The 21,191-nt window shown below is 53.1% G+C and carries 18 protein-coding genes; 8 read left to right on the top strand and 10 right to left on the bottom strand.

Annotated elements, in window-relative coordinates; translation table 11 throughout:
* From accC to CFB02_RS17045, 4 genes are all read right to left on the bottom strand, one after another.
* Complete coding sequence (accC, locus tag CFB02_RS17030) at nt 1-1,347, bottom strand: acetyl-CoA carboxylase biotin carboxylase subunit (protein WP_088558958.1); 1,347 nt, start codon at nt 1,345-1,347, stop codon at nt 1-3.
* An 18-nt stretch (nt 1,348-1,365) separates the two neighbouring features.
* Nucleotides 1,366-1,833 carry an acetyl-CoA carboxylase biotin carboxyl carrier protein gene (gene accB / locus CFB02_RS17035; protein ID WP_088558959.1) on the bottom strand — a complete coding sequence of 156 codons (468 nt, stop codon included), beginning with the start codon at nt 1,831-1,833 and terminating at the stop codon, nt 1,366-1,368.
* 27 nt (nt 1,834-1,860) lie between these two features.
* The gene (gene aroQ / locus CFB02_RS17040) at nt 1,861-2,301 is read right to left on the bottom strand and encodes a type II 3-dehydroquinate dehydratase (protein WP_088558960.1); all 441 of its coding nucleotides are present in this window, start codon (nt 2,299-2,301) and stop codon (nt 1,861-1,863) included.
* 307 nt (nt 2,302-2,608) lie between these two features.
* On the bottom strand, nt 2,609-4,222 hold the full coding sequence (locus tag CFB02_RS17045) for a diguanylate cyclase (RefSeq protein ID WP_088558961.1): 1,614 nt from the start codon (nt 4,220-4,222) through the stop codon (nt 2,609-2,611).
* Between the two features lie 198 nt (nt 4,223-4,420).
* On the opposite strand from CFB02_RS17045, the gene CFB02_RS17050 reads away from it, so the two are divergent.
* Both CFB02_RS17050 and CFB02_RS17055 read left to right on the top strand, forming a co-directional pair.
* Nucleotides 4,421-6,421 (top strand): EAL domain-containing protein, encoded by a 2,001-nt coding sequence (locus CFB02_RS17050; protein WP_088558962.1) that lies wholly within the window; start codon nt 4,421-4,423, stop codon nt 6,419-6,421.
* 7 nt (nt 6,422-6,428) lie between these two features.
* Entirely contained in the window at nt 6,429-7,481 is a 1,053-nt protein-coding gene (locus CFB02_RS17055; protein ID WP_014578424.1) for a DUF2333 family protein, read from the top strand.
* An 82-nt stretch (nt 7,482-7,563) separates the two neighbouring features.
* Here CFB02_RS17055 and ppa read toward each other — a convergent pair whose 3' ends face one another.
* The 3 genes from ppa to rpiA form a co-directional block, all read right to left on the bottom strand.
* Nucleotides 7,564-8,091: an inorganic diphosphatase gene (ppa, locus tag CFB02_RS17060; protein ID WP_014578423.1), complete on the bottom strand. Its 528-nt coding sequence runs from the start codon at nt 8,089-8,091 to the stop codon at nt 7,564-7,566.
* 285 nt (nt 8,092-8,376) lie between these two features.
* On the bottom strand, nt 8,377-9,516 hold the full coding sequence (locus CFB02_RS17065; protein ID WP_088558963.1) for an acyl-CoA dehydrogenase family protein: 1,140 nt from the start codon (nt 9,514-9,516) through the stop codon (nt 8,377-8,379).
* Between the two features lie 145 nt (nt 9,517-9,661).
* Complete coding sequence (rpiA, locus tag CFB02_RS17070; RefSeq protein WP_088558964.1) at nt 9,662-10,342, bottom strand: ribose-5-phosphate isomerase RpiA; 681 nt, start codon at nt 10,340-10,342, stop codon at nt 9,662-9,664.
* A 94-nt stretch (nt 10,343-10,436) separates the two neighbouring features.
* Between rpiA and ilvA the strand changes: the two genes are divergently transcribed.
* Together ilvA and CFB02_RS18205 are read left to right on the top strand one after the other, a co-directional pair.
* On the top strand, nt 10,437-12,029 hold the full coding sequence (gene ilvA / locus CFB02_RS17075) for a threonine ammonia-lyase, biosynthetic (RefSeq protein WP_264753969.1): 1,593 nt from the start codon (nt 10,437-10,439) through the stop codon (nt 12,027-12,029).
* Nucleotides 12,030-12,381: 352 nt separating this feature from the next.
* A complete protein-coding gene (locus tag CFB02_RS18205) occupies nt 12,382-12,543 on the top strand; it encodes a hypothetical protein (RefSeq protein ID WP_172835842.1) in 162 nt (53 codons plus the stop codon).
* Here the strand turns inward: CFB02_RS18205 and CFB02_RS17080 are convergent.
* A complete protein-coding gene (locus CFB02_RS17080) occupies nt 12,525-13,160 on the bottom strand; it encodes a 5-formyltetrahydrofolate cyclo-ligase (protein ID WP_088559291.1) in 636 nt (211 codons plus the stop codon). The two genes, CFB02_RS18205 and CFB02_RS17080, sit on opposite strands and share 19 nt — an antisense overlap.
* Before the next feature lie 314 nt (nt 13,161-13,474).
* On the opposite strand from CFB02_RS17080, the gene CFB02_RS17085 reads away from it, so the two are divergent.
* A complete protein-coding gene (locus tag CFB02_RS17085; RefSeq protein ID WP_088558966.1) occupies nt 13,475-13,933 on the top strand; it encodes a hypothetical protein in 459 nt (152 codons plus the stop codon).
* Entirely contained in the window at nt 13,926-14,975 is a 1,050-nt protein-coding gene (locus CFB02_RS17090) for a serine/threonine-protein kinase (RefSeq protein ID WP_088558967.1), read from the top strand. The genes CFB02_RS17085 and CFB02_RS17090 overlap by 8 nt, the downstream gene beginning before the upstream one ends.
* Nucleotides 14,976-15,173: 198 nt before the next feature.
* Here the strand turns inward: CFB02_RS17090 and CFB02_RS17095 are convergent, their stop codons facing one another.
* Together CFB02_RS17095 and CFB02_RS17100 are read right to left on the bottom strand one after the other, a co-directional pair.
* The gene (locus tag CFB02_RS17095) at nt 15,174-16,019 is read right to left on the bottom strand and encodes a hypothetical protein (protein WP_088558968.1); all 846 of its coding nucleotides are present in this window, start codon (nt 16,017-16,019) and stop codon (nt 15,174-15,176) included.
* Between the two features lie 135 nt (nt 16,020-16,154).
* Nucleotides 16,155-17,513 (bottom strand): hypothetical protein, encoded by a 1,359-nt coding sequence (locus CFB02_RS17100; protein ID WP_088558969.1) that lies wholly within the window; start codon nt 17,511-17,513, stop codon nt 16,155-16,157.
* 306 nt (nt 17,514-17,819) lie between these two features.
* Here CFB02_RS17100 and CFB02_RS17105 point away from each other — a divergent pair, with 306 nt between their 5' ends.
* Nucleotides 17,820-18,443 (top strand): recombinase family protein, encoded by a 624-nt coding sequence (locus CFB02_RS17105; RefSeq protein ID WP_088558970.1) that lies wholly within the window; start codon nt 17,820-17,822, stop codon nt 18,441-18,443.
* A gap of 165 nt (nt 18,444-18,608) precedes the next feature.
* Nucleotides 18,609-20,996: a hypothetical protein gene (locus tag CFB02_RS17110; protein ID WP_088558971.1), complete on the top strand. Its 2,388-nt coding sequence runs from the start codon at nt 18,609-18,611 to the stop codon at nt 20,994-20,996.
* Nucleotides 20,997-21,191: the final 195 nt, after the last annotated feature.

Here is a 21,191-nt window from a genome sequence, read left to right on the forward strand (position 1 = left end):
TTAATCCCGTATCAGTTTCTCGAGGTAGTGGATGGTGAAGTCTACCTGTTTAAAGCCACCATCGCGTACCAGTTTCCGATGCAGAGATTGATTGGTCTTGATGCCCTCGACCACCAGTTCGTCCAGCGCGTTCTTCATCCGGCGACGGGCAATGTCCCTGTCGTCGCCCCAGGTGATCAGTTTGGCCACCAGGGAATCGTAGTAGGGGGGAACCGTGTAACCGCTGTACAGGTGTGAATCCACCCGCACGCCATTACCGCCCGGGGCGTGGAAGTGTTTGACCTTGCCGGGGCTGGGGATAAAGGTTTTCGGATCCTCGGCGTTGATCCGGCACTCCATGGCGTGGCCGGAAATCCGGATGTCGTCCTGGGTGTATTGCAGCGGCAGGCCGCTGGCAATGCGGAGCTGTTCGCGGACGATATCAACACCGGTGACCATCTCGGAGACCGGATGTTCCACCTGGACACGGGTGTTCATTTCGATGAAATAGAACTCGCCGTCCTGATACAGGAACTCGAATGTACCGGCGCCCACATAACCGATTTCCTTACAGGCATCGGTACAGGCTTTCAGGGTGCGCTCGCGGGATTCCGGATTGATGTTCGGGGCCGGAGCTTCCTCTATCACCTTCTGGTTTCGGCGCTGCATGGAGCAGTCGCGATCGCCCAGGTGAATGCAGTTGCCGTGCATGTCAGCAAGAACCTGTACTTCCACGTGACGTGGGGTTTCCAGGAACTTCTCGAGGTAAACCGTCGGGTCGCCAAAGGCATTCTTGGCTTCACTCTGGGTGATCTGGACACCCTTGAGCAGGGCCGCCTCAGAATGGACCACCTGCATCCCGCGGCCGCCGCCACCGGAAGCCGCCTTGATCATGACGGGGTAGCCGATTTCCCGGGCAATCCTCAGGGTCCGCTCCTCATCGTCGTCCAGCGGGCCATCGGAGCCCGGCACGGTCGGAACGCCGGCCTTGATCATGGCGTTGATAGCGGACACCTTGTTCCCCATCAGCCGGATGGTTTCGGCCTTGGGACCGATGAAGCGGAACCCGCTCTTTTCCACCTGTTCGGCAAAATCGGCGTTCTCGGCAAGGAAGCCGTAGCCGGGGTGAATACCCACGGAATCGGTTACCTCGGCGGCGCTGATGATGGTTGGGATGTTCAGGTAGCTGTCGGTCGCACTGTTAGGGCCAATACAGACAGACTCGTCGGCAAGACGTACGTGCATCAGGTCGCGATCGACCTGGGAATGCACTGCCACGGTCTTGATGCCCAGCTCCTTGCAGGCGCGCAGAATCCGGAGGGCAATTTCACCCCGGTTTGCGATCAGAACTTTTTCTAACATGGCCATGAGTAGCTATCACCGCGTTCAGGAAATGACGACCAGGGGCTGGTCAAACTCAACCGGCTGGCCATTCTCGACCAGGATGTCCTTGATTGTGCCGCTCTTGTCGGCCTCAATCTGGTTCATCATCTTCATGGCCTCCACGATGCAGATGACATCACCCACATTGACGGTCTGGCCAACTTCCACAAACGCCTTGGCTGTGGGCGAGGGTGAGCGATAGAAAGTGCCTACCATGGGAGACTTCACGCTGTGCCCGGATGGGGCCGCTGGCGCAGAGGACTCTTCGGAGGTCGGAGCGGACGCTGCCGGCGCCGGAGCTGGCTGCTGGGCGGGAGCTGGCGCCGGGTAGTGGCTCACGTACTGGGGGCCGGCAGCCGGTTCACGCCGGCGGGAGATGCGTACCGAATCGTCGGCCTCGTGAATCTCCAGCTCCTCGACGTCAGATTCCTCGAGCAGCTCGATCAGTTTCTTGATTTTACGAATATCCATAGTCAGTCCAGTCCCGTTTTGTCAGGTCTATCGGTGAATGCGTTTCAGGGCTGCCTGGAGTGCGAGTTCGTACCCCTGGCTACCCAGCCCACAGATAACGCCTTCGGCGATATCCGAGAAATAGGAGTGATGCCGGAACGGTTCCCGGGCATGCACGTTCGAAAAATGCACTTCTATAAAGGGAATTCCCGAGGCCAGCATGGCGTCGCGCAGGGCAACGCTGGTGTGGGTGAAGGCCGCGGGGTTGATGATGATGAAATCCACGCCTTCCGCCCGGGCCTCGTGAACCCGCTCAATCAGTTCGTACTCGGCGTTTGATTGCAGGTGCAGCAGATGATGCCCCTGCTCTGCCGCCAGTGAGCGCAACCGGTCGTCGATGTCCGCCAGTGTCTCGTAACCATAGACCTCCGGCTCGCGGGTACCGAGCATGTTGAGGTTGGGTCCGTGGAGCACGAGAATTGTCGACATGGTTCTGTCTGCCTTGATGTCTTTTTACAGGATCGCCGATTTTAACGGCATGTTCCCCCAATGGTGCGTGCTTGTTTTGTTCAGATCAACACTTTTTGACAATCGTCCCTGTTGTCCATTGGTCGTAAAAAGACTGCAAATGAATCGAAACGGGATCTTTCCGCTGATGACAATCATTGTCGTGAACGGCGGAACGGACTTCCATACGACGTTGGTTTCATAAAAGGTAGCAGTCGGGCAGTGACTGAGCCATGCCCGACCGAAAATTGTCTGAAGAGAGGAATTCGGGCCGTGGCACGGCCCGAATTCAGGAATCGGCCAGGCTTACGCAGTTGCGGCCAAGCTCCTTGGAGCTGTAGAGCGCACGGTCGGCCCGCTCGCACAGTGCCTGGGAGGTGTTGTCGTCCCAGGCCGCGATGCCACAACTGAAGGTGACATTGAATTCCCGGTCGCCGGCCGGTTGCTGCAACTCAGAGAACCGCTCCCGGATTTCATTGAGAACGTTCCGGGCATCGCTTGGGCGGGTGTTGGGCAGGATGATGGCAAATTCCTCACCACCGTAACGGCCGATGTGGTCGGTCTTGCGCAGGCGTTGTTTGAGGAACATCGACAGACTGCGCAGCACCCGGTCGCCGATCGGGTGGCCAAAGGTATCGTTCACTTTCTTGAAGTAGTCGATGTCGATCATCGCAAAGCATAGCGGCTGTTCTTTCTGGCGCGCCCGCACGATCTCCTGGTCCAGCAGGTGGAGGGTGTGGGTGTGGTTGAACAGGCCCGTCAGGCTGTCGCGAATCATCAGGGCCAGCAACGAGCGGGCACGCCGCCCGCGATTGTGGATTGTGGCAATCAGGTGTTTCGGGTCGATCGGTTTGGTCAGGAAGTCGTCGCCGCCCAGGCTCATGGCGTGGAGCTGTTTCGTAACGTCTTCCTCGGCCGAGAGGTAAATGATGGGCACGCTGTGAAAACGGTCCTGCTGGCGGATCACCCGGGCGATTTCCATGCCCGTACAGCCCGGCATATACATGTCGAGGATGATGATCTCCGGCGAGAATTCCTCCAGGGCGTGGATGATCTGCATCGGGTCGGTGATGATGTGGGCGGTCATGCCCGCTTTCTTCAACACCGTTTCCATATATTTTGCCTGAGCCCGGGAATCATCCAGAACCAGAACCTTATAGGGCTCCACGGTGTTGCCGTGGGTATAGGTCTCGATCTTTTCGATCAGTTGCCCGGGATCGACAGCAGGGTAGAAAAACTCTTCCCCGCCGCAACGGGAAGCCTGCAGACGGGTCTCGATGGAACCGTCCTCGTCACTCATGAAAATAATCGGAATGGGCGTATCGTGTCGTTCCTGCAGGCGTTCGATGGTGGTCATGCCGGCATTGGGCGAGCCGCCGAAATTGACGTCTACCAGGATGGTTTCCGGCTTGTGCAGTGCGCAGGCTTCGGTCAGTTCATCGGCATTGGCAAAGGCGGATGCCCGGAAGCCGAAGAATTCCAGCTGCCGGATCAGGCGGGCTGCCATCTCCTGGTTGGCCAGGGCAATGTAAACCGGGGTTCGACGAAATTGGTGGGGCGCTTCGGAACTGTTGAGGTCGGTCCTGCGCAGAGTGCTCTGGGACAGGGTCTCGATGGCATCCTGCAGCTGTCGCTCCAGGCTCTCGTTCAGCGCAGATCCCGGTTCCCACTGGTTGATCAGCGCCAGCGTGGTCTGACCGGCCCGGGCGTGGCTATCCATTTCAAACCGCTGGGCGTAGCGCACCAGTTTGTCCGTAGCCGCCGCGAACTCGTTGCGGTGGGCCGCGGCCTTGTCCCGGTCCTCGTGAATTTTCTGCCAGGTATCCAGAACAACCCGGGCCTGGGTTGTCACACGGCGTGCGAAATGCTGCCTGAGTTTTTCTTTCTGGCTTTCGTCGTTCATGTTGCTCGGGCCTGTCTCTTTTTCGTTATTGGTCGTCCTTTCCCGGGGTGGACGATTTTTCAACCTTAGTCCTTTTGCAGAGTCTATAGTGTTTAATGTTGTCGGCGTAGGTTGCGCTATGTAAATGTTTGTCAACTCTGCGGTGCAGGTCACAAACACCTGGCCGGCTGGCTCACAGCCAATCCGGAGAAGCTCCCCATGGCACGGAAGCACATCCCCCTGAAGCAGACGCAACAGGGTGCGGTCACATTGCGAACCCTGCTTCTGGTGTTGACCGGAAGTCTGCTGGTTACCCTGCTGGTTGCGGTGTTTATCACCAGCTACGGTTATTTCCGGGACTATGTCTCGGATCAGCTGGCAGGTCATGCCCGTGACGGGGCCACGGCCATCGGGTTGTCCCTGTCCAATGCCATCGACGGCCGCGATCCGGTCGCCTCCGCCTCCCTGATTGATGCGGTGTTTGATAGTGGCCGCTACCTCTCAGTCAGCTATCTGAATCATCAGGGCGAGCAGGTTGCCGGTCGGGCCATGACGCTCAATAAAGTGGCTGTCCCCGCCTGGTTCCGCGACCTCGCAGATCTTCCGCTGCCCGTTGCCGAGGCAGAAGTCGTTCGTGGCTGGAGCCGTCTGGGAACCGTGCAGGTAATCAGCCATCCCGGTCGCGCCTATGAGGACCTCTGGCGAATCACCATCGGGTTGACTGCCAGTACTGTCGTTATCGGGGGGATTGGACTGTTTGCGGTTTTCCTTCTGCTTCGTCGTACCCTGCGCCCGCTTCATGCACTGGAGGATCAGGCAAAGGCCCTCGGGCAGCGGGATTTCAGGAAGCGGGTCTCTATCAAGTCGACCCGTGAGATCAATCAGGTGACCGACGCCATGAACCGGATGGCGGATGACCTGGGCCAGCTCTTCGAAGGCCAGGCGAAACTCATTCAGCACCTGCGTCGGGTGAACAATGAGGATTCGGTCACCGGTCTGGCCAGCCGGAGTGCCTTCGACCAGCGCCTGAAGGTGGAGGTGGAGTCCGAGGAAAAGGCGGCACCCGGAATTCTCATGCTGATTCAACTGGCCGACTTTTCGGGATACAACCAGGCCTATGGCCGGAGCGAGGCCGACCGGTTGCTGCTGAGGGTAGCAACCTGGATTGGCGAATTCGTCATGCAGCATGCCGGGTCGTTTGCCGGACGCCGAACGGGCGCCGAATTTGCCATTTTTCTACCCGGTGCGATGCCGGCTGATGCCGGTGTCTGGTGTCGTCAGCTGGTCACGGACCTCGATGGGGTATATGCAGATCTTGCTTCGCCGATGGACACCGCTGTTCATGCCGGGCTGGCGAGGACGCTTGAGGGTCGTGGTGCCCGGGATCTGATGGCGGCCGCGGATGAAGCATTGCGCGCTGCCCAGAGCAGGGCCGAGACTGGCTGCCATCTGGCTGACCCTGAAAAGGACGGCCATCACAACCTCGAAACCTGGCGGGTGATTATCAGTCAGGCGATCCGCCAGCAGGCCTTGTCGCTATGGCTCCAGCCCATGGTGAACGAGGGCCGGCTCATGCCGGTCTATCATCAGGTGTTTTCCCGGATCGATTCCGCCGAAGGGGCCTTGAGGGCAGGCACCTTTGTACCAATGGCTGAGCGTTTCGGGCTGATCTCGGAACTTGACCGTCTGCTGGTCCAGCGGGTGCTCGATCGCCTGAAACAGAGCCCGGATCAGCCGCTGGCGGTCTCGCTCGGCAATGCCTCCGTGGCCAGCGAGGCATTTCGCACGGATTTGCTGGACCAGCTGCGGCAGGCTGGTTCGCCGGCACGGAATCTCTGGATCGGTATTTCAGAGCAGGCCATTCATCACCACCGGACCGCGGTGGGCCTTCTGGTCAGGGCGTTGGGGCGACTTGGTGTGCCGGTGCTGGTCGACCGCTTCGGGGTGGGAGGCGTACCGTTCAGTTACCTGAGAAATCTGAGGTTTCAGGCCCTGCGTATCGACAACAGCTTCATCCACAATATCGATACCCATGAAGATAACCGCTTTTACCTTGAGTCTGTGCTGGCCATCGCTCACAGTCGAGGCGTGAAAGTGTTCGCTACAGGAGTGGAAACTGCCGCGGAATACTCGGTACTCTGTAAACTGGGTATCGACGGGGCCATGGGTTACCATCTGGGCAGGCCGTTTGCCGCTGACAATCAACAGACAGGGGATTAAAAGTCATATGCCAGGCAAAATCAGACAGTACTTCAAGGATAAGAAAGACGATGTTCAGGATTATGCCGGTGGCAGCGGCGTAATTGGCAAACTGATTCTGGCGTTGGTTGTGGTCTACCTGCTGGTGGCGCTAGTGCTCGGCATGATCTGGAGCAGCGAGCCGGACACCTTCTCGGTGCGCGAGCACACGAGATCGGTGGCCAACACCATGGAAAGGGAACCCATTACCGGTTTTGCCACCACGGTCACCATGATTCGTATCGCAGAAACCCTGCTGGACAAGCCTGGTGGCTATATTTCCAACGACATTTTCCCGCCAGGACTGTGGCTGGATAACATGCCGAACTGGGAGTACGGCGTTCTGGTCCAGCTTCGGGATCTTTCGCGCGCCATGCGCAAGGACATCAGTCGCTCGCAAAGCCAATCTGCGGAAGATCGGGATCTGACGATCGCCGAGCCCCAGTTCCATTTCGACAGCGAGAGCTGGGCAATCCCGTCAACCGAGGCCGAGTACCGTCGGGGTATCACCGCTCTGAAACGTTACCTTGACCGGCTGTCGAGCCCGGAACAGGCCGACGCCCAGTTTTTCGCCCGAGCGGATAACCTGAGCAACTGGCTGGCGGACCTGGAGACTCGCCTGGGAAGTCTGTCCCGTACGCTTGGTGAGAGTGTCGGCAAGGCATCGGTATCAGACTCGGTGATCACCATGAACTCCGGTGATCCTCTTGCTGAGGAAGCGACCGGAGAAGATGTGAAGACACCCTGGACCAAGATTGATGACGTTTTTTATGAGGCCCGCGGCAGCTCCTGGGCGCTTCTGCACATCTTCCGGGCAATTGAAGTGGATTTCCGGAAAGTGCTGCAGGACAAGAATGCCATGGCCAGCGTACGGCAGGTGATCATCGAGCTTGAGGGCGCCCAGGGCGAAATGTGGAGCCCGGTGATTCTCAATGGCAGCGGCTTTGGCGTACTGGCCAACCACTCGCTGACCATGGCTGCCTACCTTTCCCGCGCCAACTCGGCGATCAGTGACATGCGGGACCTTCTGTCCCGGGGCTGATGACAGGAGAGTCTGATCCAGAAACAAAAAACCGGGCGCGAAGCCCGGTTTTTTTATGCCATCAAACCAAGAAGAGCCCGGCTCAGCCTTTGTAGGCGTTCACGGAATCCACGATGGCTTTTTTGGCAGCGTCGGCGTTGTCCCAGCCTTGCACTTTCACCCACTTGCCGGGCTCGAGCGTCTTGTAGTTCTCGAAGAAATGCTTGATCTGGTCGCGCAGCAGCTCGGGCAGATCGTCAATTTCCTTCACGTCATGGTAAGTGGTGGTCAGCTTGTCATGGGGAACTGCAACCAGCTTGGCGTCGCCACCGGCTTCGTCTTCCATGTTCAGCACACCCACCGGGCGGCAGCGAATCACGGAACCGGCCTGGATCGGGTAGGGGGTCACAACCAGTACGTCCAGGGGGTCACCGTCGTCGGCCAGGGTGTGCGGGATGAAACCGTAGTTGGCCGGGTAGAACATGGGGGTCGCCATGAAACGGTCTACCAGCAGGGCGCCCATGTCTTTGTCCAGTTCGTACTTCACCGGGGAGCTGTTGGCCGGGATTTCGATAGCAACGTAGATGTCTTCAGGCGGGTTCTTGCCTGCGGGGATGTTGTCGAATTGCATGTGCGATCCTTCCTGGTACGTTAAAGGTACGTTTAACTGCGGTTAAAAAGTGGGCGCAATTATACGGGAGTATCCTGCAGTTCGAAACTAAACCTTGGTCGTTGAGGTTGGGCCTTTTTGTTCTGGCTTAGGTGCACGCTGCTATCTGGCGGGACCTTCCGAAAAACGCCCGTGAATACGTCCCTGTAGGGCTCGGTCGCGCCATCCTTGGCGCTCCACGTTTTCGGAAGGTCCCGCCAGATACCCGCCCGAACCTTTGAGAAAAGCCGGTGAAGTAAAGGCAGATTAAAGCTTGATCTGCTTGGCAATGAGCTCCTTCATGATCTCGGTGGTGCCGCCGCCGATGGAGAGAATCTTGGCGTCACGATAGAGGCGCTCGACGACGGTTTCCCGCATGTACCCCATGCCACCGAACAGCTGTACTGCTTCCCGGGTGACTTTTTCGCAGACATCCACCGAGAAGTTCTTGGCCATCGCCACTTCCTTGATGGGGTTTTTGCCCGCCTGCATCAGGGCGGCGCATCGGTAGGTGTATTCCCGGGCTACGTCGATCTGGGTCGCCATATCCACAAGCTTGTGGCGGGTCACCTGGAAGCCGGTAATGTTGCGGCCGAACGCCTTTCGTTGTTGGGTGTATTCCAGCGCCGCTTCGTAGGCCAGTTGGGCGGTCATGTAGGCCATGATGGCAAGGCTAAGGCGCTCAAACAGGAAATTGCTCATGATGGCGATGAAGCCGGCGTTTTCGGCGCCGATCAGGCGGTCGGCCGGCACGCGGCAGTCCTCGAAAAACAGCTCGGCGGTATCGCTGGCCCACCAGCCCATTTTTCGCAGTTTCTTGCCGGTGGAGAATCCGGGCATGTCCCGGTCGATCAACAACAGGCTGATGCCTCCATGGCCCTCGCCGCCGGTACGCACTGCCACGGTGTAGTGGTCGGCGCGCATGCCGCTGGTGATGAAGGTTTTGCTGCCGTTTACAATGTAATGGTCGCCGTCGCGGACTGCCCGGGTTTTAAGGTTGGCGACATCGGAACCTCCGCCGGGTTCGGTCACTGCCAGGGCGGCAATCTTTTCGCCCCGCAGTACCGGCGGCACGATCTGTTCACGGATGTCCCTCTTTGCCCATCTGGCGACTGGCGGCAGCCCGATATCCAGAGACCCTAGGCCAGCGACGAGGCCGCCTGATGTGGAGCGCATAAGCTCTTCGGAAACGGCTACTTTCAGAAAAATGTCGCCTTCTCCGATGCCCCCCAGTGCTTCCGGAAAGCCAATGCCCAACAAACCTGCATCCCCGGCTTTTTTGTAGAGATTCCGGGGGAATTCACCCGCTTCTTCCCAGTCGTCGATGTGCGGCAAAACGTGGGTTTCGATGAACTTGCGGGCGGTCGCGCGGACCTGCTGATGGGTTTCGTTGAAGTATTCGGACACGGTCTGGCTCCCCTGATCGGAATCAATGGGAAGCAGTGTCGCCTAAATATTATTACCAAGCAAGCGCTTGGTTGATCGTCGTTCCAGGCAATAAAAAAGCTGGCCCGAAAGGCCAGCTTCAACATCGAGGAGCGAAAGAAACCGGTCAAGCGTCGTCGCTGGAGATGCTTTTTACGCCGTCTTTGGTCCCCAGGAGCAGGAGATCGGCGCGGCGGCGGGCGAACAGGCCGTTGGTGACCACGCCGACGATGTTGTTAAGCTTTTCTTCGACCCGGATCGGTTGGGAAATGTCCATGTTGTGGACATCGATGATAATGTTGCCGTTGTCGGTCACGACCCCTTCCCGATAGACCGGGTCACCGCCCAATTTCACAATTTCCCGGCCAACATGGCTCCGGGCCATGGGAATGACTTCTACCGGAAGCGGGAATTCGCCCAATACGCCGACCATCTTCGAGTCATCGGCAATGCAGATGAAGGTTTTGGCGACCGCTGCCACGATCTTTTCCCGGGTCAGTGCGGCACCGCCACCCTTGATCAGCTCCAGGCGTTCGTTGGTTTCATCGGCGCCATCCACGTAGAACTCAAGGTCACCGGCGCTGTTGAGGTCGTAGACCGGAATGCCGTGGCTTTTCAGGCGCTCGGCAGTGGCTTCGGAACTGGCGACTGCGCCGTCAAAGTCGTTTTTCAGTTCAGCGAGCATGTCGATAAAGAAGTTGGCGGTGCTCCCGGTGCCAACACCGATCACGCTCTCACGTTCAAGTCGGGGCGCGATGTATTCAATGGCGGCTTTGGCGACGGCTTTTTTCAATTCGTCCTGGTTCATCGTTGGCTCCGGCTGAAAATCATGTTGGCTTTTCTTGCATTATAGCGCTTAAGAGTCCCCTGCTTATAGACGGCTGCCGTGCAAACTTTCTACACTGTGGGCTTTTCTCAGCCAGTCATCACTCACCCATCGATCAAAAGCCGGAACTGCTATGCCGCAACGCTACATCAAGAAGATTCTCGATGCGCGCGTCTATGACGTGGCCATCGAAACACCCCTGACTGAAGCCCGCAGTCTGTCCAAGCGCTTCGGCAACAATATTCTGCTCAAGCGTGAAGACCTTCAGCCGGTGTTTTCCTTCAAGATTCGCGGTGCCTATAACCGGATTGCGCAGCTTTCAGAGGAGCAGAAGGCCAAGGGCGTGATCTGTGCCTCAGCCGGTAATCATGCCCAGGGCGTGGCGCTGGCTGCCAAGAAACTAGGGATCAAGGCGGTGATTGTGATGCCGCAGACCACGCCGGAGATCAAGGTGCGTTCGGTGCGGGATCACGGTGCCAAGGTGGTTCTCAAGGGCGATGCCTTCGACGAGGCGGCGGCCCACGCTCAGGAGTTGATCGCAAAGCACGGCTACACCTATATTCCGCCGTACGATGATCCCGACGTGATCGCCGGCCAGGGCACGGTGGCCATGGAAATCATGTGGCAGTTCAGCAAGCCGATCCACGCCATCTTCATCTGTGTTGGTGGCGGCGGGCTGATTGCCGGCATGGCCGCTTATATCAAATATCTGCGCCCGGAAATCAAGGTGATTGGCGTTGAGCCCGAGGACTCCAACTGCCTGCAGGCGGCTATGAAAGCTGGCAAACGGGTGGTGTTGGACGAAGTGGGCATATTTGCTGACGGCGTTGCAGTCAAGCAGATTGGTAAGTACCCCTGGGAGATCTGCAAGGACCACGTGGACGAGGTGATCACCGTATCCACCGACGAAATCTGCGCGGCCATCAAGGATGTATTCGAGGACACCCGCTCCATTGCCGAGCCGGCCGGTGCCCTGGGTGTGGCGGGCATCAAGAAATACATCGAGCGGGAGAAAGTTGAGGGTGAAAACCTGATTGCCACCCTGAGCGGTGCCAACATGAACTTCGACCGTCTGCGCTACATCTCCGAGCGCACGGAAGTGGGTGAAAAGCGTGAGGCGATCCTGGCGGTGACCATTCCAGAGAAACCGGGCGCCTTCAAGACGTTCATCAACGCCTTGCACAAGCGCAGCATCACCGAGTTCAATTACCGCTACGCCGATGCTACCAATGCCACGATTTTCGTTGGCATCCAGATTGCCGCAGGTGGTCACGGCCGCGAGGATCTGGTTCAGGATCTTCGGGAGAGCGGATACTCGGTGGTCGATTTAACCGACAGCGATCTGGCCAAGCAGCACATCCGCCACATGGTGGGCGGTCACGCGCCGACCATCACCAACGAAAAAGTGTTCCAGTTCGAGTTTCCGGAGCGCCCGGGCGCGCTGCTGAAATTCCTGATGTCACTGGGTACCCGCTGGAATATCTCCATGTTCCACTACCGCAACCACGGTGCAGCCTACAGTCGTGTTCTGCTGGGCGCCCAGGTGGACGACGATGAAGTGCAGGATTTCGAGAAAATGCTGGATAAGGTTGGCTTCCGCTATGACAACATGACGGACAACGAGGCCTATCAGCTGTTTCTTGGGCAGGGCAACGCGCGTTCAAGTTAACTCTGGGTAGGGCAGGGTCTGGCAGGGCTTTCCAAAACTGTGCGGAGCCAAGGGTGGAGCGCGAAAGCGCTTCACGGGTAGGCCATGGATGGCCTTCCCAGGACCCTCAGCGCGACGCAGGAGCAAGAAGCGCTGAGGGGCGGAGCCAAGCGTACAGGGATGTATCCACAGCGTGTTTTGGAAAGCCCTGCCAGACCCTGGCCGGTCCCCGAATGCAAAGCTTACTGAATTTTAATCTGTCAAAAATTGTAAAAGTACAGATAGGTGTTAGTCTTTCTTCTGATTCTTGAAGTCAAGAATAGCTATCTGATTTCCCGACACTTTTAAAACCGCATTTTGAGGAACTGAAGCCATGGGCGGCAAGCCTGACATCATCAAAGCCATTGTGCTGATTTTTGCCATCGGCCTTGTGATTACTGGTTTCACATCTATCCACGCCTCCGAAGATACAGACGCACGAGCGGCCAATCTGGTTGGCTCCGTTCAGGTCATGAATCAGCCGCTGAACCGATAACGTCGCTTATCGGTCACTACGCTGTGAAGGGGCACGTCCCAGGGCTCTATTGGCAGCTTCTTAACTTTCTGGAAATCGTGGGCCAGGCCAATCAGCTTCGGCGCCAGCCTTGGCCGTATCCGGCTGAAGGCAAACGTTCTGTCGTAAAAGCCTCCTCCCATCCCCAGTCTTCCGCCCTGTTCGTCAAACCCCACTAACGGAAAAAGTACTGCATCCAGTGCCCAGGCCGGGCGCCGCAGGCCTTTGCTGAATCCTGGCTCGGGGATGCCAAACCGGTTGGCGGTAAGTTCCACGCCGTCGTAGTAGGGGCTGAAAACCAGCCTGCCTTCATGAATCGGATGGAGTACCGGCAGGTAGAAGCGGATGCCCTTGCGCCGAGCGATGTCCAGGTAGAGGTGGGGGTCGATCTCGCCGTCATTGGGCAGATAGATGGCAATGTGCCGGGCCCGGTGCAGGTCTGGATTCTTCAGCAGATTGAGGGCCAGGTGCTCGGCGGCCTGTTGCTGTTTTTCAGCGCTCAGGTCGCGACGATAATGCCGCAGGCGTTTGCGAAGTTCACTGCGCGACAGGGTATCAGGGTGGGACTGGAACGATTGAGGCTCGATAAACTGGCTCAAAATAAAGCTTCCCGGGCTGCCGTTATCGGATGTGGCCCTTGAACCCAAAGTTCAGGTTTCCGGTAAAATATGGCATTGAAAACAATGGCTTACGGTCGCCTTGCTTCTGGTTTTGTACCAGGCATCTGTACATCATCCCAGCCTATTTCGGATTCATCAAGTCATTGTTTAGGGATAAAGCGGTTTATCATTTAATCAGCTCGAATGGCAGTCTCTCTGGATGTGGCCGTTTGTTTATGTTGAGATGCATGCCGGTAAGCTATTGCCTCGGCTAGAACGCCGCCAAGAGACTGGACCAATGCTGGAAGGAAACAATGCGTACAATTGGGATAAGAGCAGAGCCGAAAAAGGTGACTTTTGTCATATATGACACGTCAGAGAATGCGGTCATTAATATAGAAGAAATTAAAGTTCCTAAGGTGTTGGACTTTCCTGAAGTATTGAAATACCTAAGGAACAATATTCTCGATGTGATTTCAGAATATGAGGTTCTTAGGGCTGGACTACGGATTAGTGAGCCAACGGCGAAGAAAACGAATATTGTTCGGGTTCAAATCGAAGGAGTGATCCAAGAGGCGTTGGCAAGCAGTAGTGTCGAGGCATACTTTAAGGGTCAGGTATCCAATATGTCTGCCAAGTTAGGGATTGATAGGCAGGAGTTTAAAAAATACATACATGGCGATCTTATATTAGGTGACATTGAAAACTGGTTAGATTTAAGCTCAATTGAAAAAGAAGCTGTATGCGCTGCAATAGGAGCAAGTTATGCTTGATATTCATACAAAAGCTGAGCTCCAGTTCGTAATTCAGCGTGACATTGGTGATGAAGGAAAAAATTCTGATGTATTTGTGGTGCATGACAAGCAATTGGATGCAGAATTGGTTGTCAAGCGCGTTGAAAAGTCACGGTTTGTTGGTGATGGTCTAATAGAGTTTTATGCCGAAGCTAAGATTTTAAATCTAGGTTCCCACTCAAATGTCGTCCCCATACACTATGCGTGTGAGGATGAACAGTATGTGTATATGGCTTTGCCATTTTATCAGGCAGGTTCGCTTAAACGGCTCATGTCAAAGGGTTATTTGACCACTAGACAAATTGTGAGATACGCCTGTAATTTTTTGAGTGGACTCCACCATATTCATACCAAGGGTTTGCTTCACTTTGATGTAAAGCCGGACAATATATTACTTTCCTATAGGAATGAAGCTGTGCTGTCAGACTTTGGTTTGGCAGCCTTTACAGACGCATATGGCTTAGCTAAACCTGATCAGGTGTATACTAAGATGTTGCCGCCTGAACACCTCGATAATAGGGAATACAGTACAGCTTTTGATATTTACCAAGTTGGTTTGACGCTTTATAGGATGGCAAACGGAGATCAACGTTTTAACGAACAGCTAAAAAGCTTAGCTGTGGATGGAGTAATCACCAAAGACGCTTTTTATGCAGCGGTAAAAGAGGGGCGCTTCCCGGATCGCAAGGCGTTCCTAGAACACATCCCTCAACGTCTAAGAAAAATAATACGAAAATGTCTGGAAGTTGATCCAGATGATCGCTACAAATCCGTGCTCCACATTGTGAATGAATTGTCTGAAGTTGATGGCTGTGAGCTTGACTGGGTGTATACAGAGAGCCATGCTGACAGAACGTGGACAAAGGAAAATGATAAAGGTGTTCACTACAAGTGTGTCGTGCGTGGTTCACAATTGACCACGACTAAAACTGGGCCACGAAGCCCTGAGCAACGTATACGAGCCTACTGCAAGGACAATGCAAGCCGTGCAGACATACAAAACTTCTTGAAATCGTATTGATATGAAAGACAAGGTTAAAATACAAAGGGGCAAATTTCTCACGCGTTCTCAGCTTGCTTCCACAGGAACAACGCTCAGTTACAAGGAGCGTGTACGTAGAGCCGGCGCGTCTCGAAAAGCTGGAGCTCAGGTCGAGTTAGACTTCCAGGCCGGTTGGTATGCGACCGTGCGGGAAATTTGATTTGCTGTCTCCATCCTTCATGCGAGGGGCCAAACCTTGCGGGATTTCAGGAAGCTGTCGTCGACAGTGTATGTTTGAAGGAACTCCCAGCTTCCGAAAAATGCCTCATAGCGATATTGATATGCAGCCATCTTGGCAAGTTGAGTGTAGACGTCAGAGAGCCAGCGTACAGTAGTTAAGGTGTGATAGCGGCCAAACTTTTGGACAACCTTGGTCTGACCAGTTCGAACTGATGCTGTTCGCACGTTATCCATTGTCTGTTCCGACTCATCGACATGAAGCACATGAGTGAATCCTGACATTATGGAATCAATCATATTCGCACGACTCTCTACGTTTCGTTGGATTTGCTTGCCTTCGTAATGCTTCGAGAGAATGTGGTGCGCAACAAGCTCCCACCAACTTTTGATGGGCTCTTCGCTGCTGAGGTTTGGAGTGTCTAGTGATCCGAAATTCGCATACCGGCCGCGTCGGGCATCAGCAAATGAATCCAGACAGTCGACAATACTGAGAGCGATAATGTCTTTTGGGCGTTGATAAGTCAGGTGTGCTCCATGCTCCAAAGCGATCTGGTCAACTTTGTTTAGAAGCTCCGTCAGTCTATGTCCGTACCTTCTCACGACGTCTTCTGAGGGCATTTGGCCATGATTGCTTAGAGCATGATCTACGACAAGAACCAATTTACTGAGTCGTTCGAGTCCAACCGAGAGACCGAAGAACGCACTGTAATACTGCCCCAGTTGGTCTGCGTAATTAGCCCTGCCTAATGCAGTAACTCCTGATCCGATTAGGTCCCTTGCTAAAACACTTTCTCTTCGAATAGCGTGCCATTGCGGACTGTTACATGGGTTCGAGACTGGCATGATATGTACTCCAACAGCGAGATTTTGTTTCGTCTTTGCTACCCATCGAGTAGATTGCTAAGGTAAGGAAGGCTCGACTAGATTTTCTAGCTGGTCGAATGTGTCGCACTAGCTTGTCATGTTATCAGTCCTTACTTAGGTAGCTTCTAGTCTTGAGAGATTGGCCTTGACTTCGTCGATGCACGCCAGCATCGCATTGTATGCTTCATCAAGTTTTATTTTAATGAACTCAATTAAGGCTGAAATGATCATCTTAGCAATGTTGTTGACAAAGGAGCTTAATTCCGTTCGAAGTGTATCGAGTTGATCCGCGCGACTAATTTCGTTGTCAAGTATTCCCGCCTCAATGCTTTCAAATGAAGCAAATCCTTCATCATCAATCACTTTATGTAGGTCATACTGACCTTGATTTGAGTTAAGTTGGCTTACGATATGGTGTCTCATGTGTTCAAGGTATGTTGGGATATCTGTTACTCCTGCGAAATGAATCTCCTCCTTAATGGAGTCTATGAGTTCATTGAAGTACGATGCGCCGAAATCTATTTTTTCTATGTCTGCCTCTTCTAAACACAGTATGGCTTTTTGATAATTGACGCTTTTTGAGATTGGGATTGCGTCATCTCGCATGTCATCTATCGCTGAGTATATAGAATTCTTGTAGTCAGAAAATAGATAATCTAGGTCTTCTTCAGAAATTGCTAGTTGCAGCAACTCTCTTAAGTGCTTGTTATGTTGTTTTCTTGATACTGATAGGTTGATAGATGAGAGTAAATTTATGATGTCTTGCGGATGCTCTTCATCAGGATCATAGAAGTCGGTATCAATTTGTCGTTCGATTTCTGTGAAATTAGAAGCATGTGTTTTAATTGACTCAAAGTGACGATTAATGATCTCGTGGCTGTAAGAATGTCTAATTTCTGCTAACGAAGTGTCGGCAATCTCAGTATTTCTGAGAATGCAAAAGCAACTATGGGTATCTGATTTCAATTCGTCTACAATTTTGTCAGCAGTTGACCTGCCATTCTCATCGATGCGAACAATAATCTCATGATCATTAAATACTTCTGTGAAATTCTTTTCAGAGTTTTCAAGAAAAGAATTGGATGTTCCTGATACGTTTTGAGTTCCCAGGTATAGTAAGTTGTCAGCTGAAATAAGCTTGATATGGCACCGAGTGTGAAGGTAAATAGTGAGATTTGGGTGGCTTAGTGACTCGATGAACTTTATAGCCTTTTCGAATTTTTTGGTTGCATTATCATGATTGATGCCTTTAATTCCAACCACGATTGTTGCTTTGTTAGATTTTTCTACAAAGTTCCTGAAAATGAAAGAAATAGTACTTTCCAGAGCTCTTATTGATGAGTAGGTGACGATGTAAAGCTCACTTATCTCAGAAATGGATTTGAACTCTGTAAATGTATCTTCGCCAAAATGGCGATGGAACAGGTCGCCTTTTATAGATGAAAGTCTTTTCATTTTGATCGGGTTATCCATCGTCGGTTTTTGAAACGTTGATTCAGTGTTTTTGTGCCTTGTTCGGATAGTGGAGGTCGACAAGGTCCGCTTCCGGCTATGACTGGCGGCTGAGTGCGACTTCTTGTGGAGGTTGGACATCCCTCTAGTCTAACGGATTTGCCGTCCGAAAAAATTCTGTGAAGCTTAATCAGGAGCTTGAGTTCGAATAAGGTATACCTTTGGAGAACCGATCTTAAATGCCTAGCAGCCTAGTTCGATAAGTGTCTTGCCCATTGTAAATCGAACCGCTATTTTGGAACTACCCAAAACGAACTGAGGAAACCAATGCACGTTAGAGCATATTTACGAGCATCGACAAAAGAGCAAGATGCGAATAGGGCTAGAAACCAGATAGAGGAGTTCGCCAGCGAGCGCGGACTTGTAATTTCCGCTTGGTACCTTGAAAACGAATCTGGGGCAAGTCTTCAGCGCCCGGAGTTATTCCGCCTCCTTAATGATTGCTCGGAAGGTGATGTGCTCTTGGTAGAGCAGGTAGACCGTCTTAGTCGTCTGAATGCCAAAGATTGGGCAAAGCTCAAGACAGCTATCTCCGAGATTGGGGTCAGGGTAGTGGCGCTCGACTTGCCAACGTCATGGATGATGATGAGTCAGAATGATGAGCTTACTTCACGAATGATGGACGCACTTAACACTATGATGCTTGATATGTTGGCTGCCATTGCACGGAAAGACTATGCAGACAGAAGACGTAGGCAGGCAGAAGGCATCGCTAGAGCAAAGGCTGACGGTAAATATCGCGGGCGCCCATCAGACTATGAAAGACACAAGCTGATTTTCGACATGATCAATCGAGGGATGACCTGGTCGCAGGTTTCTAAAGCTACCGGGGCTTCGCGTTCAACAATCTCAAGGGTGTTACGTGACTGCCGAGGATCGGTCACCGGTTAGACTTAAGGTCAAAAAAGTTTTCGGTTAGTTGTTGTATCGACATTTCTGTTTTCTTGATTAAGAAAGAATTTCTAAAATAAGAATAAAAACAAGTGGTTACGGATATTTTTCTCTTGACCTTTGGGCTGGCTGGTCTTACAGTTCTGTCCGAATACAGGAGAAAATATGTACACAAAAACTACAACAAAAAATGCAATTCCATGGGTCTTTCAGCCCCCACATTCAGCCTTCGTTGGAGCGCCGTCCAACCTCGAAAAAAAGCACTCTCTTTGTGTCTATAGTTCAGTATTCGATACTGCTCCCGAAGAGACGCTTTGCTTGAGTTTATCTGAACTCTCTCGTGACCTTTCTGAGATTGCGGGCAAGGCTGAAGACTATTCAGATGCAAGTTCCGAAAGGCTTCGTGAGTTTAAACAGAGAGCACCGGCTGCAGTCTTTGCTAAGTTGGAAGGGGGTAGGAAAAAGAAAGATGCGTTTCGTTCCACTTCGCTTATCGCTGTAGACGTCGATCAGAAGGGAGGCTCTGCAGACTCCAATATCGGAATCAGTCAATTGCTGGATAAGGTCCGTGATGTTGAGTTGGCGGCTGTTTTATACACCACGTTCTCATACCAACTGAACCAGCCCTGCTTCCGTTTGCTTATTGACCTGGGGAAGGATTGTGACTGGGAAGACCATCAACGGTCTTGCATTTGGTTGAAGCGAAACCTTCTCTCTGAGCTTTTCGAGGCTGGAGGGGTGGACAATGCGAGTTGGTCGCCAGTGCAACCTATGGTTCTTCCTTTCGCATACAGGTACCAACAGCCGCATGTTGAACTTGTTAGGGGGCGTGGGCTATGGGACCTCTTTCGTGACGAACTTGCGTCAATCAAAGTAACGAAACCGGAAAAGACCAGTAAGAAGCAGAAACTCCAGATTGGTCAGCGTAATCTCAATGGGTGCGCGGAGAAGCTTTTCGTGAAGCAGGTAGGGTATCTGCATAAGCCACTGAAGTTCGCGCGGAAAACCGCAGGTTCCACGCAGTTCTGGCGCAATAACAGGGATTCTAATCCCGGCTTGTTTTGTAAAGACAATTGGAAGATGATTTTCGATCCCGCGAAGAGCGACAGACATTTTTTGCAGTACAGTCTCGATGATTATCGGGACGCGCTGGATCACCAAGTGACAGATCGCTCAGTAAAGGAGGGCGCCATTCGAGGGTGGATCGATTCGGATGTTCCTTACGCTCTGTTCACCGAAAACTGTGGGACGGGCAAAAGCGAAGTTCTTGTATCTCTTTCTTCAGACTCGCCACAGAAGCAGAGATACATTTTTACTTTTTCCACGCTCGCTAATCGTGATGCCTTCGCTCTGAGAGCCAATAACGCGGTCATCGTGAAGAGTACCTCTGAAATCATCAAGGGGGTAGTAGGGGAGAAGAGAGCCCAGCAAGTCCTGGCATTTCTGCAACAGTACTATGCCCCTCTTGAGGCTGTTGAAAAGCGGCAAAAGGCTCTGCCAGACGAGAATGCAGGTGCTGCGCAGTTCGTTGCGAGCTTTTTGAAGAAGGAAAAGAACAAGGCCGAGGTAACTAGGTCAATCTCTATCGCGTTGCGAAAATGTGTTAGTAAACGACTGATCTCGCGGGAAGAGCAGAGCCTGATAAGCAGTGAAATCAGGGATAGCAGAAACAGTCTCTCGAAAACGAATCACCTTTTGATGACCACGCGGAAATTCGAGTTTCTTGTCGGATATTCTGATCCAAATGCCTTCAACGAAGATGTGATCTTTACCGATGAGCATCAGGTTGGAATGCTTACCAATGTTGATGACACTCGAAAGTTTGAAGTGTACGGAGCTGAGTGGACCCCGGAAAATCCGGATGGCATCGATAGGCGGAAGTTGCACGATTTGAAGCGTTGCATCGTTACGAGCGAGAATGTTGCCGCTCATGAGTTGAGGTACAACAAGATTCGATTTGTAGAGATTGCCGCAGTTCAGAAAACTGCGGATTTTGACACTTTCGAGGTTTTATTGGTGTCGTCAACCTCGTCTCAATCCAAAGGTGACGGGAAGTCTAATCGGCGGTTGATCAAAGATGCAGTGGATCGCGCTGCAAGCACGGGCACGATTGTGATCGGCGACAAACTGGAAGCGGACTACAATCTGGTCAGCTGCAAGGGTACTAACGACCTGAGGGAAAAAGATACGGTCGTCTTACTTTCCATGCCATCCGCTCAGGAGATCGCCCAAACGCAGGCTTGTACCGGGCTCAGCCGTTGGGAAGCCACGTCGTTAATTATGTCGGATAAGGCGAATCAAGCAGTGGGACGAAATCAAGGGTATCGAAACAAGGATGGACTCGGTAACCCAGGTTCTGGAAGCAATCGTTGTTTGCTGATTATCCCCACTAATAGAAAGGAGTTTGAAATCGATCTGCACTATGTAACGCCGAAAGTCGTGAACGCAAGACACTGGTCGGCAGCCAATGATGGACTGCGAACATCAGAAGATCGGAAAAAGGAATTCTACTTTAAAGATGTCATCGATGAGATCGTAATGGCGACTCAGTGACACTCGAAAAACTTAAGCTACTAATAATACTGTTAACAACTTAAGTTTAACTGAGGCAAAGCCTCAAGACGGGTCAGAGCATTGCTCTGACCCGTCTCATTGTTTTGTTGCTGTTGGTATATGGACGTTGAAAAACGAACAACGAAACCAGGTGTTCCGAGACCATTGATCGCACATGTCCCAGAAACGGTGATA

Source organism: Marinobacter sp. es.042 (genome assembly GCF_900188315.1).
In the GTDB taxonomy this organism is placed as follows: Bacteria; Pseudomonadota; Gammaproteobacteria; order Pseudomonadales; family Oleiphilaceae; genus Marinobacter.